At 66.8% G+C, this 13,878-nt stretch carries 13 protein-coding genes, 1 pseudogene and 1 riboswitch; of the genes and pseudogenes, 13 read left to right on the top strand and 1 reads right to left on the bottom strand.

The genetic code is table 11. From position 1 onward, the window contains the following. Both KCI33_RS07840 and cobJ read left to right on the top strand, forming a co-directional pair. Complete coding sequence (locus KCI33_RS07840) at nucleotides 1-717, top strand: precorrin-2 C(20)-methyltransferase (RefSeq protein ID WP_212524214.1); 717 nt, start codon at nucleotides 1-3, stop codon at nucleotides 715-717. Then, complete coding sequence (gene cobJ, locus KCI33_RS07835) at nucleotides 714-1,451, top strand: precorrin-3B C(17)-methyltransferase (RefSeq protein ID WP_212524213.1); 738 nt, start codon at nucleotides 714-716, stop codon at nucleotides 1,449-1,451. Before KCI33_RS07840 ends, cobJ begins: the two co-directional genes overlap by 4 nt. Here cobJ and KCI33_RS07830 read toward each other — a convergent pair. After that, a complete protein-coding gene (locus KCI33_RS07830; protein WP_212524212.1) occupies nucleotides 1,427-2,176 on the bottom strand; it encodes a cobalt-precorrin-6A reductase in 750 nt (249 codons plus the stop codon). The two genes, cobJ and KCI33_RS07830, sit on opposite strands and share 25 nt — an antisense overlap. Between KCI33_RS07830 and cbiE the strand changes: the two genes are divergently transcribed. From cbiE to KCI33_RS18035, 11 genes and pseudogenes are all read left to right on the top strand, one after another. Beyond that, nucleotides 2,175-3,362 (top strand): precorrin-6y C5,15-methyltransferase (decarboxylating) subunit CbiE, encoded by a 1,188-nt coding sequence (gene cbiE, locus KCI33_RS07825; protein ID WP_212524211.1) that lies wholly within the window; start codon nucleotides 2,175-2,177, stop codon nucleotides 3,360-3,362. The two genes, KCI33_RS07830 and cbiE, sit on opposite strands and share 2 nt — an antisense overlap. Beyond that, entirely contained in the window at nucleotides 3,359-3,721 is a 363-nt protein-coding gene (locus KCI33_RS07820) for a cobalamin biosynthesis protein (RefSeq protein WP_212524210.1), read from the top strand. The genes cbiE and KCI33_RS07820 overlap by 4 nt, the downstream gene beginning before the upstream one ends. Next, the gene (gene cobM / locus KCI33_RS07815; protein WP_212524209.1) at nucleotides 3,718-4,503 is read left to right on the top strand and encodes a precorrin-4 C(11)-methyltransferase; all 786 of its coding nucleotides are present in this window, start codon (nucleotides 3,718-3,720) and stop codon (nucleotides 4,501-4,503) included. The genes KCI33_RS07820 and cobM overlap by 4 nt, the downstream gene beginning before the upstream one ends. Then, complete coding sequence (locus KCI33_RS07810; RefSeq protein WP_249138965.1) at nucleotides 4,500-5,813, top strand: cobyrinate a,c-diamide synthase; 1,314 nt, start codon at nucleotides 4,500-4,502, stop codon at nucleotides 5,811-5,813. Before cobM ends, KCI33_RS07810 begins: the two co-directional genes overlap by 4 nt. After that, nucleotides 5,810-6,535, top strand: a complete 726-nt coding sequence (cobA, locus tag KCI33_RS07805) for a uroporphyrinogen-III C-methyltransferase (RefSeq protein WP_212524208.1) — start codon at nucleotides 5,810-5,812, stop codon at nucleotides 6,533-6,535. The genes KCI33_RS07810 and cobA overlap by 4 nt, the downstream gene beginning before the upstream one ends. An 18-nt stretch (nucleotides 6,536-6,553) precedes the next feature. Next, nucleotides 6,554-6,773, top strand: a riboswitch (cobalamin riboswitch). A 78-nt stretch (nucleotides 6,774-6,851) separates the two neighbouring features. Then, complete coding sequence (locus tag KCI33_RS07800) at nucleotides 6,852-7,529, top strand: energy-coupling factor ABC transporter permease (protein ID WP_212524207.1); 678 nt, start codon at nucleotides 6,852-6,854, stop codon at nucleotides 7,527-7,529. A gap of 63 nt (nucleotides 7,530-7,592) precedes the next feature. After that, nucleotides 7,593-8,354, top strand: a complete 762-nt coding sequence (gene cobF, locus KCI33_RS07795; RefSeq protein ID WP_212524206.1) for a precorrin-6A synthase (deacetylating) — start codon at nucleotides 7,593-7,595, stop codon at nucleotides 8,352-8,354. 634 nt (nucleotides 8,355-8,988) lie between these two features. After that, nucleotides 8,989-10,428: a PAS domain-containing protein gene (locus tag KCI33_RS18095; protein WP_212524205.1), complete on the top strand. Its 1,440-nt coding sequence runs from the start codon at nucleotides 8,989-8,991 to the stop codon at nucleotides 10,426-10,428. Between the two features lie 25 nt (nucleotides 10,429-10,453). Continuing rightward, the gene (locus tag KCI33_RS07785) at nucleotides 10,454-10,810 is read left to right on the top strand and encodes a hypothetical protein (protein WP_212524204.1); all 357 of its coding nucleotides are present in this window, start codon (nucleotides 10,454-10,456) and stop codon (nucleotides 10,808-10,810) included. 265 nt (nucleotides 10,811-11,075) lie between these two features. After that, nucleotides 11,076-13,517: an FAD-dependent oxidoreductase gene (locus tag KCI33_RS07780; RefSeq protein ID WP_212524203.1), complete on the top strand. Its 2,442-nt coding sequence runs from the start codon at nucleotides 11,076-11,078 to the stop codon at nucleotides 13,515-13,517. 115 nt (nucleotides 13,518-13,632) lie between these two features. Continuing rightward, nucleotides 13,633-13,821: pseudogene (locus KCI33_RS18035) on the top strand (integrase core domain-containing protein); the annotation flags it as partial. Nucleotides 13,822-13,878 lie beyond the last annotated feature (57 nt).

The raw sequence follows: 13,878 nt of genomic DNA, 5'->3' as shown, positions 1-13,878 counted from the left end.
ATGGGCAAGGTGATTGGCGTGGGGCTTGGCCCCGGCGACCCCGATCTGATGAGCCTTCGCGCCGACAGGCTGATCCGCAACGCGCGGCAGGTGGCCTATTTCCGCAAGGACGGGCGGGCCGGTCAGGCGCGCCGGATCGTCGAGGATCTGATTGCGCCACAGGCGGCCGAACACGCCATGGAATACCCGGTAACCACCGAAATACCCTTCACCGACCCCGAGTATAACCGACTGCTCGGGGCCTTCTACGACGGTTGGGCCAGGCGGCTGGCCGATCTGGCCGCGCGCGAGGAGGTGGTGGTGCTGTGCGAGGGCGACCCGTTCTTCTACGGCTCGTTCATGCATCTGCACAGCCGCCTTCAGGGGCGCGTGCCGGTCGAGGTGGTGCCGGGAATCACCGGCATGTCGGGATGCTGGACCGCGACCGGCCAGCCGATCACCTGGGGTGACGATGTGCTGACCGTGGCGACGGCCACTCTTCCCGAGATCGAGCTGGCCCGCCGCGCCGCCGATACCGACGCGCTGGTGGTGATGAAAATCGGCCGCAACCTGCCCAAGCTGCGCCGCGCGCTGGAGCGTGCCGGGCGGCTGAACGACGCCTGGCTGGTGGAGCGTGGCACTATGCCCGGGCAATCCGTCCAGCCTCTGGCCAAGGTGGAGGGTCCCGTACCCTATTTCAGCATCGCCATCGTGCATGGACAGGGGCGGCGACCATGAGCGGCTGGGTGGCGGTTGCCGGGCTGGGTCCCGGCGACGAGGCGCTGGTCACGCCCGAGGTCACGGCCGCGCTGGCGCAGGCCAGCGACGTGGTGGGCTATTTCCCCTATGTCGCCCGCGTGGCCCCGCGCCCGGGGCTGACCCTGCACGGCTCGGACAACCGGGTCGAGGTCGACCGCGCCACCCATGCCCTGCGAATGGCGGCCGAAGGGCGGCGGGTCGTCGTGGTCTCGTCAGGCGATCCGGGGGTGTTCGCCATGGCCTCGGCGCTGTTCGAGGCGCTGGAGGCCAGGCCGGCGGAGTGGCAGGAGCTGGAGATCCGCATCCTGCCCGGCATCACGGCCATGCTGGCTGCCGCTGCCCGGCTGGGCGCACCCTTGGGCCATGATTTCTGCGCGATCAATCTCAGCGACAACCTCAAGCCCTGGGCGCTGATCGAGCGCCGCCTGAAGCTGGCCGCGCAGGCGGGCTTCGCCATGGCCTTCTACAACCCGCGTTCGAAAAGCCGCCCGCATCAATTCGCCCGCGCTCTGCAGATCCTGCGCCAGGAATGCGGCGACGCGAGGCTGATTTCCTTCGCCCGCGACGTGTCGAAACCGACCGAGGAACTGACCACCGTCACGCTGGGCGAAGCCACGCCCGAGATGGCCGACATGCGCACCGTGGTGATCCTGGGCAATCCCGACACCCGCCGCGCCGGGCGCCATGTCTACACCCCGAGGCGCGCGGAATGACGCAGCCAAGCCATCACCTCGTCCACGCGGCCCAGCACCCTGCGCGCCGGAATCGCGGGCCGGTCGATCAGGATCACCGGCAGGCCCAGATCACGCGCCGCGTCCAACTTGGCCCACGCCCCCGCGCCGCCCGCGTTCTTGGCCACCACCAGATCGATGGCATGCTCTTCCAGCAAGGCGCGGTCCCCCTCCCGCGTGAAGGGGCCGCGCGCGATCACCGCCTCGGCGCGCGGCAGGGGCAGCGCCCCCTCCGGCCTGTCCACCAGCCGCAGCAGGTAGAAATGCTGCTGCCTTCCGGCGAACTCGGGCAGGTTTTGCCGCCCGATGGCCAGAAACACCCGTATAGGCCGGTCCGGAAGGGCGGCCACCGCCCCGGCCATGTCCGGTACATGCTGCCAGTCATCCCCCGGCCCGGCCTGCCACGATGCGCGCTCCAGCGCGCAGAGGGCGACGCCGGCCTCTCGGCAGGCGGCCACAGCATTGGCGCTCATCTTTGCTGCGAAGGGGTGGGTGGCGTCCACAACATGAGTGATCCTCGCGCGCCACAGATAGTCGATCAGCCCCTCGACCCCGCCAAAGCCGCCCACGCGGGTAGGCAAGGGCTGCGCTGCCGGGGCAGTCGTGCGCCCGGCATAGGAAAACACGGCATCGGCCCGCGCCTCGGCCAGGCTGCGGGCCAGCCTCGTGGCCTCACTCGTGCCGCCGAGAACAAGGATACGCGTCATGTCTGACCCCTGGCTGAGCATCATCGGTATCGGCGAAGATGGCCTGAACGGGCTGCCGGGCGCAAGCCGCGCCGCGCTGGACCGGGCCGAGGTGATCTTTGGCGGCCCGCGGCATCTCGAACTGGCCCAGGCGGGCATGCGCGGACGCTCTTGGCCGGTGCCCTTCTCGGTTTCGCAGGTTCTGGCCTGCCGGGGGCAAAAGGTGGCCGTTCTCGCCTCGGGCGATCCGTTCTGGCATGGCGCTGGCGGCACGCTGGCCGCGCATCTGGCACCCGGCGAATGGAAGGCTTTCCCCGCGCCCTCAACCTTTTCCCTGGCCGCGGCCCGGCTGGGCTGGCGGCTGGAGGAAACTCTCTGTATCGGCCTGCACGCCGCGCCCTTCGAGCGGCTGGTTCCCCTGCTGGCGCCCGGGGAACGCGCGATCTGCCTGCTGCGCGACGGCGCGGCGGCGGGGGCGCTGGCCGGATGGCTGACCGCGCAGGGCTTCGGCCCCTCCGCCCTGACCGTTCTGGAGGCCCTGGGCGGCCCGCGCGAGCGCCTGCACCACGGCCGCGCCGAAAGCTTCGATCTGGCCGAGGTCTCCGCCCCCGTGGCCGTCGCCATCGAGGCGCAAGGCGCGCCCGGCCTGCCCCGCGCCAGTGGCCTGCCTGACGACCTGTTCGCCCATGACGGCCAGATCACCAAGCGCCCCGTCCGCGCGCTGACGCTTTCTGCCTTAACCCCCCGGCCGAGACAGCTTCTGTGGGATATCGGCGCGGGATCGGGGGCGGTCTCGGTCGAATGGTCCCTCTCGGCGCCCGGCACCCGCGCGCTGGCCATCGAGCCTCGCCCCGACCGCGCCGCCAATATCCGGGCCAATGCGGCCCGCTTCGGCCTGAGCCACCGCATCGAGGTGATCGAAGGCACCGCCCCCGGCGCGTTGAACGGCCTGCCCGCGCCGGATGCCGTCTTCCTCGGCGGCGGCGCCTCCGACGCGGTTCTGACCAGCCTCTGGGAAAGGCTCCCCCAAGGCACCCGGCTGGTCACCAACGCGGTGACGCTGGAGACCGAGGCGCTGCTGATCCAGTGGCACGCCACCCGAGGCGGCAGCCTGTTGCGCGTCGAGCTGGCCGAGGCCGCCCCCCTGGGCCGGATGCGCGGCTGGGACCGCGCCCGGCCCATCACGCAATGGAGCGTGACGCGATGAGGGTGGCAGGCATCGGTTTCCGCAAACACGCGCCCGTCGAGGCGCTGCGCGAGGCGCTGAGGCTCGCGGGTCCGCCCGTGCAGGCGCTCGCCACCGCCGCGCACAAGGCCGCCGCGCCGCAGATCGCCCGGCTGGCGGCAGAGTTGGGCGTGCCGCTGCACGCGGTGCCCGCGGCGCAGCTCGCCGCCCAGAAAACCCTCACTCAATCCCCCCGCCAGCAGGCGCAATTCGGCACCGGCTCGCTGGCCGAGGCCGCCGCGCTGGCCGCCGCCGGACCCGGCGCGCGGCTGCTGGCGCCGCGCATGGCCTCGGCCGACGGAATGGCCACCGCGGCAATCGCAGAAGGACCCGACACATGACCGTGCATTTCATCGGCGCAGGCCCCGGCGCCGCCGACCTGATCACCCTGCGCGGGCGCGACCTGATAGCCGCCTGCCCGGTCTGCCTCTATGCCGGCTCGCTGGTGCCCGAGGCGCTGCTCGAACATTGCCCGCCGGGCGCGCGGATCGTGAACACCGCGCCGCTGTCGCTGGACGAGATCATGGCCGAGATCGAGGCCGCCCACGTGGCAGGCCATGACGTGGCGCGGCTGCATTCGGGGGACCTCTCGGTCTGGTCGGCCATGGGCGAACAGCTGCGCCGGCTGCGCGCGATGGCCATCCCTTATGACGTGACCCCTGGCGTGCCCTCTTTTGCCGCCGCGGCCGCCGCGCTTGGGGCCGAACTGACCCTGCCGGGCATCGCACAATCGCTGGTGCTGACCCGCACCTCGGGCCGCGCCAGCGCCATGCCCGAGGGCGAGACCCTGGCTAATTTCGCCGCCACCGGCGCCACGCTGGCCATTCACCTCTCGGTGCATGTGCTGGAGCGGGTGGTGGCCGAACTGACCCCGCATTACAGCCCCGACTGCCCTGTCGCCGTGGTCTGGCGCGCCACATGGCCCGACCAGCGGGTTGTCAAGGCCACGCTGGCCACTCTGATAGAGGCTACCGGCGGGGAGCGCGGGCGCACCGCGCTGATATTGGTGGGCCCCACCCTTCGCACCGAGGATTTCGACGAAAGCTGCCTCTACGCGGGCGATTACGACCGCCGCTTCCGCCCCGTGGGCACCGATCCGCGCTTCCCCGAGGGGTCCGAATGATGCTGCCCCCCGGCCTTCTCATCTCGGCCCCCGCCTCGGGGGCGGGGAAGACCACGCTGACGCTGGGGCTTTTGCGGGCGCTCGGCGATCAGGGATTGAAGGTGCAGCCGTTCAAGAGCGGCCCCGACTATATCGACCCCGGCTTTCACCACGCCGCCTCTGGCCGGGCCTCGGTCAACCTCGACAGCTGGGCCATGGGGCCGGGGCTGATCGGCCAGCTGATCGGGGCCGCCGAAGGGGCCGACCTGGTGCTGGCCGAGGGCTCGATGGGGCTCTTCGACGGCGTGGCCTGCCCGGGCGAGACCGGTAGCGGGGCCAGCGCCGACATCGCGGCGCTGACCGGCTGGCCTGTGGTGCTGGTGCTGGATGTCTCGGGTCAGGCGCAGTCGGCGGCGGCGGTGGCGGCGGGCTTTGCCGCGCTGCGCGAGGATGTGCACCTGGCGGGCGTGGTTCTGAACCGGGTGGCCAGCCCGCGGCACGAGGCGCTGGTGCGCGCTGGCATGCAGGCCGCGGGCATCCCCGTTCTCGGCGCCCTGCCCCGGCTGAAATCGGTCGAGATGCCCGAGCGTCATCTAGGCCTCGTGCAGGCCGAGGAACATGCCGCGCTGGAGCGCATCCTGTCCGAGGCCGGGCGCTTCGTCGCCGACCATATCGACCTGCGCCGCCTGCGTGCCTCCGCCCGGCCCACGGCCCGGCCTGGAAACGCCGCGCGCAGGACACCGCCCCCGGGCCAACGCATCGCGCTGGCCCGCGATGCGGCCTTTTCCTTCGTCTACCCGCATCTGCTGGAGGGCTGGCGCGCGGCGGGGGCCGAGATTCTGCCCTTCTCGCCGCTCGCCGATCAGGCCCCCGACCCGAGCGCTGATGTCTGCTGGCTTCCCGGCGGCTATCCTGAACTTCACGCAGGCCGGCTGGCCGAGGCCGAAAATTTCCGCGCTGCGCTCCGGGCTTTTGCCGAAACCCGCCCCGTCCATGGCGAATGCGGGGGCTACATGGCCATGGGCGCGGGGCTGATCGACAAGGACGGCCAGCGCCACCGGATGGCGGGGCTGCTGGGCCTCGTGACCTCCTACGAGAAACGCAAGATGCATCTGGGCTACCGCCTGGCCGAGCTTTCCGCCCCCCTGCCCGGCCACACCCCCGGCGCACGGCTGAGGGGGCATGAGTTCCACTACTCCACCATCCTCGACCAGCCCGACCCGCCGCTGGCGCGCGTCACCGATGCCAATGGCGCCGAGGTGGCCGAGACGGGCTCCTGCCGGGGACGGGCCAGCGGCACCTTCTTCCACCTGATCGCGGAGGCCACATGAGCGGTTTCGTCAGTTTCGTCTCTTCCGGGCCGGGCGATCCCGAGCTTTTGACGCTGAAGGCGGTCAAGCGGCTGCAGGAGGCCGACGCGGTGCTGTTCGACGACCTGTCCTCCGGGCCGATCCTGAGCCACGCGCGCGAGGGCGCCGATCTGGTGGGCGTGGGCAAGCGCGCCGGGCGGCCCTCGCCCAGGCAGGACCATGTCAGCCGGTTGCTGGTCGATTACGCCGCCAGCGGCGCGCGGGTGGTGCGGCTGAAGTCGGGCGACGCGGGCATTTTCGGGCGGCTGGAGGAGGAGCTGACCGCCCTGCGCGCCGCCGGGATCGCATACGAAATCATCCCCGGCATCACCGCCGCCTCGGCCGCGGCCGCCGCGGCGGGGCTTCCGCTGACCCGGCGCCTGACCGCGCGGAGGCTGCAATTCATCACTGGCCATGACGTGACCGGCGCGCTGCCCGAAGAAATGAACATGGCCGCGCTGGCCGATCCCGACGCCACCACCGTGATCTATATGGGCCGGCGCACCTTCGCCGGGCTGGCCGCGCAGCTGATCGAGGCAGGCCTGCCCGCGGATACACCGGCCCTGCTGGCCGAGGGGGTATCGACGCCTGAACAGGCGCTCAGCCACCACACCGTCGGCAGCCTTGCCGCATACTTGATCGAGCATTCCGGCGCGGCCCCCGCGCTGATCCTCTATGGCGCTCTGGCGGTGCCCGATGCTTGACAGCGCATCGGCCCGCATGGGATGCCAGACCATGACGGTTCCCAGCGGCCAGAAGCGCCAAGGGATGAATAGGGAACACGGTGCGGTGTAGCCATCAGGCGCCAATTCCGTGACTGCCCCCGCAACTGTAAGCGGCGAGCGTGCCCGGAACATGCCACTGACCTGCGACCAGGTCGGGAAGGCCCGGGAGAGCGACGACCCGCAAGTCAGGAGACCTGCCGTCAGGGACCGCAACGCGCGGCTCATCCCAACGCCGGCGCCCGCGCCGGTGCAACCTTCAACACGCCGTCGGGTGAGACGGCAGGGAGACACGACCATGCATATCGAACCCGGCCTCGTCGCCGGCGCCAAGATCGCGCTGAGCTATGCCACCGCCGCAGGGGCGGCCACTTACGCAGTGAAACGCACCTGGGAAACCCTGCGCCAGAGCGGACTGGCCTCTCTGGCGCTGCGCAGCGCCGCCACGACCGCGCTGGTCTTCACCTTCTTCGAGATCTTGCCGCATTACCCGGTGGGCGTTTCCGAGGTGCATTTCATCCTCGGCTCCACCCTGTTCCTGATCTTCGGCGCAGCACCCGCCGCCATCGGCCTGGCGCTGGGCGTGTTGATCCAGGGGCTGTTCTTCGCGCCCTTCGACCTGCCGCAATACGGCATGAACGTCACCACCCTGCTGGTGCCCCTCTACGTCCTGCAGGCGCTGGCGAAGAAGATCATCGCGCCCGATACCCCTTACGTCGATCTGCGCTACGGCCAGGCACTGGCGCTGTCCACCGCCTATCAGGGCGGCGTGGTGGCCTGGGTGGCGTTCTGGGCTCTCTATGGTCAGGGCTTTACGGCCGACAACCTGGCCTCGGTCGTGACCTTCGGCGGGGCCTACATGCTGGTTGTGATCGTCGAGCCGCTGGCCGACCTGGGCATGCTGGCCCTGGCCAAGGCGCTGCGTGGCCTGCGCGGCAGCGGTCTGCTGGAGCCGCGCCTCTACGACGCGGGCTGAGCGCCCCTTGTCCCCGCATCGCACGGCCTCTCACGGGGCCGTGCTGCATTTGAGGGCCACCACATGATCAAACTTGACCTTGTCGGTATCGGCACCGGCAATCCCCGGCACCTGACGCTTGAGGCAATCGACGCGCTGAACGCCGCCGATCTGATCCTCATTCCGCGCAAGGGGGCCGGCAAGGACGATCTGGCCGCGCTGCGCCACCGCATCTGCCGCGAGGTGCTGGACACCCCCGCCCCCCGCCTTCATGAATTCGACCTGCCCCTGCGCGATGCCGCCAACCCCGACTACCGCGCTGGCGTCGAGGACTGGCACGATGCCATCGCACAGGTCTGGGCGCGGGAAATCCGCGGCCAGCTGGGCGTTTCCGGCCGGGTGGCCTTTCTGGTCTGGGGCGACCCCTCGCTCTACGACAGCACCCTGCGCATCGCACAAAGGGTGACGCGCGAGCTACCGCTGATCATCAACGTCGTCCCCGGCATCACCTCCATCCAGGCGCTGACCGCGGGCCACGCGATCCCGGTGAACGAGATCGGCGAGCCCTTCACCGTCACCACCGGCCGCCGCCTGCGCGACAAGGGATGGCCCGCCGGGGCGCAGACGGTGGTGGTGATGCTCGACCACGGCGGCGCTTTCAAAGCGCTGCCGCCGGAGGGTATAACGATTTGGTGGTCGGCTTACGCCGGAATGCCAGAAGAGATCCGGATATCCGGGCCACTGAAAAAGGTCAGCCCGCAGATCATGGATACCCGCGAAAAGCTCCGTGCCCGGCACGGCTGGATCATGGATATCTACCTGTTGCGCCGTAGCAGCCCGAAGTGATGCGGCGCGCTGGCATTTTTTCGCCTCCGCGAACCGCGCGAGGACGGCCCGAACCAACTCAAAAAAGACCAAACGACATCACGACCGGCGGAAGACACGACCTTCGGCTCGGTGCCTGCCAAAGATGCCATGGCAAGAAGCGCGAAGGGCCGGACCGTGCAAATCATGGACACGTCCCTTGAGTGAGAGCAGCTCAGCGACAACTGAAATTGAAAAAGCAAAATGAGAACTTCCAGGATGAAAGCATCTGTCTGCTCGACACTGATCGCCCCGCCTCCCGCCACAACACCTCCCCGCATGACATAAGGTATAACGTCCATGGATCGCGACCTGCCACGGCATCGCTCTTCTTATTGAAAAAGATCGGCTCAGGTCAGTTTTCAGGCCTTCGCCACAAACTGAGCATCGGAATTCTCACTTAGCGAGCTGGCAGCCAGGCTATCTGGGGTAGAATGGCCACATTCGTTCTAGCGCCCGGTTGGCCCAGCTCCCATCGGCGATGCTGTTGACGTTTCGCGCGGCAATACCACCTTTCTGTTCAGAGAAAAGAGCCTCTTTCTTGCCGAAATATCGTCCTCGACAAGTGTAACATAGGGGATCGTGACAATTGGTCTTGTGATTAGGAGAATTTGCGGTGGCGGAGGAACGCAGGGAAACTCTTGGTAACAAATCGGATCGGCACGTCGAAGCCAAACAGTCAGAATGGGAGCAGGCGACTCCTTTGGCCTCGAAGGGCGCGGCATCGCATCCCGACGCCTCGTTAGAGCTTGCCCTCCTGAGCATAGCCTCGATCTCGGGAGCCGACCGTGTGACCCTCTATCGCCTCACCAGCGACACCATCGCTGAAAGGGCCGGCCAGTGGACGCACAAGGTCCGCCCGAGGGGAAAGGACGCCTGGCTGCGCCTTTCCGAGGATGACCGGCTGGTCTGGCTCCGTGCTCTGCGGAAAAACAAACCCGCCCAGGCACCACCGGCGAGCGGCGAGCAGCCGTCGGGAGAAGGCACAGACACCACCGCGCGGAACTTCGCCCTTCCAATCGGAACTCAGACCGATTTGCGCGGCTTCGTTCTTCTTGAATCCTTCTCGGGTGTCGCTACGCTCAGCAAGGGCCTTGTGGAGGAGTTGGCGCCAATCCTCACGCGCCTGCTTCCGGTCATGGAGAGACAGAAGCCGACCGCCGCAGCACCTGAACTTTCCTTACTGACGCAAGAGCACGCGCAGGCGGATAGCAGCCCCAATGCCATTCCCGACATCGTTTTCGAGATCTCGGAAGACGGCCGCTTGCTCTTCGCCAGTATGGGCGGAGCTGGAGAGTGGCTCTGCCTGGGCGAAGAGGACTGGCTTGGCCAGCGGCTGGAAAATGCCCTTCCGGCCGATATTGCGGCGCTCGCGCGGGAGATTATGGAAGCGGTTCGTCAGAATGGACAGGCCGTTTCGAAAATCTTTCCTCGGACCATCGAGGACGATCCGAGATGGTTCAGGGTAACAGCGGTCTGCCGGGAACAGGGAAAAGACAAGCGCAAGCCAACCTTTATCTTCACATTCCAGGACGTGACGGCCGAGTACTGGAACAAACGCCTGCTGGAACGGCTGAGAAACACGGCATTGCGTACGGGAATTCTCCTCATCATAACGGACCGCCAGCGCCACATCACTTGGTGCAACGAGGCCTTTGAGGCGCGCAGCGGTTACACGCTGGAGGAGGCGCGAGGCAAGACCCCGGCGCAATTGCTGCATGACGAGCAGACCGATCCTGAAACCACGGCCCGCATCCGCGCCGCGCTGGATGCCGGAGCGCCAGTCGAGGCGGAAATCCAGAACCGCGCCAAGGACGGCAGACATTACTGGGTGTCAACACCGTCTGCGGATGCGCCACAAGGACGGACACTGGGTCTGGATTCTGTCGCGAGGCCGCGTTTCCGAGCGCGACAAGGCCGGCAAACCGCAAAGTCTGTCCGGCATCCATCTCGACGTCAGCAAGCAGATGAAGCGAGAGGCAGATCTCGAGCACGCGCTGGCGGAGCGGGACGCGGCGGAGCGCCGGTTCTTCGACATCGCGGAAGTCAGCAGTGACTGGTTTTGGGAGCAGGACAGCGAGTTGCGTTTCACCTACGTCTCCGAGAGCTACTCAACGCATACGGGCCTGCCGACATCGGAGATCATTGGAAAGACACGCAACGAAATGAGGGCCGGCAAGCCCGCGGTAGAGCGCAGCGCCGACTGGGCCTGGCTGCATGAGAAGATCGCAGCGCGCGAGCCCTTCGAGGATTTCATCTTCCTGTCCTACGGCTGTCAGGATGAAGACGACCCCGTGTGGGTGCGGATCGCCTTAACCGCCAACGCCATGTCCCATCAGGTCAGCGAATACATCATGAACGGCTTTGACACCTATGTGTCCAAGCCGTTCCGCATGGACGAACTGATCCGAGCCATCGGAGCGCTTGCGGGTAGGTAGCGTTGTTGGGCCTTCGTCACGGACGCCAGCGGCTCGAGCAGTGGACACAAAGCCTGCGCTGGCTCGCCTGGAGGGGTACTTGCGTGTTCGGATCGGCGTATCTTGGCGACCCCATTTTTCCGAAGTCACGGATGGGCCGGGGCGCTTAATCGAAACACAAGCCAAGCCCGCGCTCCCGCGTGTGAAATCCTGCGAAAAAATTCATTGTTCTTATTGCGTTGTCGGTGCCACGTTATTGATGGGAATAATGCATGGAGATGGTCTGATGTCCGCAATTCCGTCCTCAGCACGCGTTGTGATTATCGGCGGCGGCGTGATCGGTGCTTCGGCTCTTTACCATCTGGCAAAGGCAGGCTGGCGCGATTGCGTGCTGCTGGACAAGAATGAATTGACCGCGGGATCGACCTGGCATGCGGCGGGCAATGTCCCAACCTTTTCCTCCAGTTGGTCGATCATGAACATGCAGCGCTATTCGACTGAACTCTACCGGCAGTTGGGCGACGCGGTAGACTACCCGATGAATTACCATGTCACCGGCTCCGTGCGCATCGGTCACAGCGCCGAGCGGTTGCAGGAATTCCAACGGGTCAAGGCGATGGGGCGTCACCAGGGCATGGATCTGGAGGTAATGACGCCGGAAGAGTTGCGCGAAGTCTATCCCTTCCTGGAAACCCACGGTCTCAGCGGCGGGCTTTACGATCCCTACGACGGTGATATCGACCCGGCACAGTTGACCCAGGCGCTGGCCAAGGGGGCGCGTATGGAAGGGGCGCATATCGAACGGTTCTGCCCTGTTACCGGCGTGCGCCGCGAGGGTGGCGAATGGATTCTCGAAACGCCAAAGGGCGAAATCCGCTGCGAATGTGTCGTGAACGCGGCGGGGTATTACGCGCAACAGGTCGGGCGATTGTTTGGCCGCGAGGTGCCGATGGTGGTGATGAGCCATCAATATCTGCTTTTCGATACGATCCCCGAGTTGGAAACGTGGTCGCGAGATGCCGGGCACAAGCTGCCGCTGCTGCGCGACGTGGACAGCTCCTATTACCTGCGGCAGGAAAAATACGGGCTCAACCTCGGTCCGTACGAGGGAAATTGCAGAGCGCACTGGGCGACGCCCGACGATCCGTTCCCCGAGGATTTCAGCTTCCAGCTCTACCCGGACGATCTGGACCGTCTGGAATGGCATATCGGCGACGCCATGGCCCGCGTGCCGCTTCTGGAAAAGGCCAATCTGGCCCGGGTGATCAATGGCCCGATTCCCTACACGCCCGACGGCAATCCCCTGATTGGTCCAATGCCGGGGGTTCCGAATGCGTTCGAAGCCTGCGTCTTCACCTTCGGAATCTGCCAGGGCGGTGGCGCCGGCAAGGTGCTGGCCGAATGGATCACCGAAGGGGCGACCGAATGGGACATGTGGTCCTGCGACCCGCGCCGTTTTACCGGCTTCGAGGACCACGAGTATTGTATCGCCAAGGGCATGGAGGTCTATGGCCACGAATACGCCATGCATTTCCCGCATCATTTCTGGCCGGAAGGGCGCGATAAGAAACACGGTCCCCTGCATGACCGGATGGCGGCCGCTGGCGCGGTCTTCGGCGCGTGGAACGGCTGGGAAAGAGCGGCCTGGTTCGCCCGCCCCGGCGACGACACCAGCGAAGAAGGCACCCAGACCTGGCGGCGCGACGGTCCATGGGAAGGGGCCGTTGCCGAAGAATGCGCGGCGGTGCGCGACGCGGCGGGCGTTCTCGACCTGCCGGGATTTTCACGTTTCCGGCTGCGCGGCGCGGGGACGGCGGCCTGGCTTGAGCGGCAGATTACCGGGCGGGCACCCAAGATCGGGCGCGTCGGCCTTGGCTATTTCGCAGACGTAAAGGGGCGGATCGTAACCGAGATGTCGCTGGCTCGGCTGGACGAGGATGAGTTCTGGCTGATCACCGCCGCAACGGCACAGCTGCATGACAAGGAATGGCTGCTGGCACAGCTGGATGCTGGGCTGGAGCTGAGCGACGAAACCGATGATTGGTCGTGCCTGATCGTCACCGGCCCCAAGAGCCGTGAGATCCTCGCCCCACTGACGGATGCCGATCTCACCCGCCCCTGGCTGAGCGTGCAGAATGCCCGGATCGCAGGCGCCGAGGCGAAGTTGATGCGGGTGAGCTACGCCGGTGAACTGGGCTGGGAAATCCACGCGCGGCTTGACGACATGCCAGCCATCCACGACGCGTTGACGCAGGCTGGCGCGCCGCTGGGACTGCGGCCCTTCGGCATGTTCGCGCTCGATTCCCTGCGGATCGAAAAGGGCTACCGTGCCTGGAAGCAGGACCTTTCGACCGATTACACGGTGCTCGAAGCGGGGCTGGACCGCTTCGTGGACTTCGGCAAGCCCGATTTCCGAGGCAAAGGGGCGCTGGAAGCGCAGGCCGCCAGCGGAGTGAGCAAACGCTTCGTCACGCTGAAAATCGAAGCGGGGGAGTTCGATCCGCCCTACATGGCTTCCCTGTTTCACAATGGCGAGGTCGTGGGAGAGCTGACATCGTCTGGCTGGGGGCACAGGGTCCAGGCCTGTCTCGGCCTGGGTATGCTTCGTGCCGATCTGGCCGAACCGGGCACCGAACTTGAGGTCTCCGGCTACGGACGAACGAGCCCTGCGATGGTCCTTCCCGAAGAACCTGCATGGGACCCGGACAACAGCCGCCTCCGGTCATGAGCCGGCGGCCTTGTGCCTTTACAACTCGGCTGCGCATTAACGCAAAGGAGCAAGTGTCGCTGAGGGCAAGTAGCATCAGCCCTTCGCATGCCAGCCATTGCCAATATAGGTCGCCGTGCCGTTGACGAAGCTCGCGTCGTCGGAAGCGAGGAAGGCGACGGTATTGGCGACTTCTGCGGGGTGGCAGACGCAGAACGGCCTCGTCGAGTGCTTCAACGGCAGCTACCGCGAAGAGCCCTTGAACAAGACGCTGTTCCCGTCGCTCGACGAGGCACGCGCCAAGATCACCGCATGGAAGGAGGATCACAGCCGGATCGAACCCACTCTTCCCCGGGCAATCTCACGCCCGAGGAATTCACCA

The sequence above is a fragment of the Actibacterium sp. MT2.3-13A genome (assembly GCF_018139985.1).
Classification (GTDB): Bacteria; Pseudomonadota; Alphaproteobacteria; order Rhodobacterales; family Rhodobacteraceae; genus JAGSOU01.
The sequence above is the reverse complement of the archived record's forward strand: the minus strand, read 5'-3'. Positions and strand labels throughout refer to the sequence as shown.

What these genes read in the sequence shown, in the direction of transcription:
- cobF (WP_212524206.1), top strand. Translation starts at nt 7,593, where the DNA reads ATGATCAAACTTGACCTTGTCGGTATCGGCACCGGCAATCCCCGGCAC.
- KCI33_RS07810 (WP_249138965.1), top strand. Translation starts at nt 4,500, where the DNA reads ATGATGCTGCCCCCCGGCCTTCTCATCTCGGCCCCCGCCTCGGGGGCG.
- cobJ (WP_212524213.1), top strand. Translation starts at nt 714, where the DNA reads ATGAGCGGCTGGGTGGCGGTTGCCGGGCTGGGTCCCGGCGACGAGGCG.
- cobA (WP_212524208.1), top strand. Translation starts at nt 5,810, where the DNA reads ATGAGCGGTTTCGTCAGTTTCGTCTCTTCCGGGCCGGGCGATCCCGAG.
- KCI33_RS07840 (WP_212524214.1), top strand. Translation starts at nt 1, where the DNA reads ATGGGCAAGGTGATTGGCGTGGGGCTTGGCCCCGGCGACCCCGATCTG.
- cobM (WP_212524209.1), top strand. Translation starts at nt 3,718, where the DNA reads ATGACCGTGCATTTCATCGGCGCAGGCCCCGGCGCCGCCGACCTGATC.
- KCI33_RS07830 (WP_212524212.1), bottom strand. Translation starts at nt 2,176, where the DNA reads ATGACGCGTATCCTTGTTCTCGGCGGCACGAGTGAGGCCACGAGGCTG.
- KCI33_RS07820 (WP_212524210.1), top strand. Translation starts at nt 3,359, where the DNA reads ATGAGGGTGGCAGGCATCGGTTTCCGCAAACACGCGCCCGTCGAGGCG.
- KCI33_RS07780 (WP_212524203.1), top strand. Translation starts at nt 11,076, where the DNA reads ATGTCCGCAATTCCGTCCTCAGCACGCGTTGTGATTATCGGCGGCGGC.
- KCI33_RS07800 (WP_212524207.1), top strand. Translation starts at nt 6,852, where the DNA reads ATGCATATCGAACCCGGCCTCGTCGCCGGCGCCAAGATCGCGCTGAGC.
- cbiE (WP_212524211.1), top strand. Translation starts at nt 2,175, where the DNA reads ATGTCTGACCCCTGGCTGAGCATCATCGGTATCGGCGAAGATGGCCTG.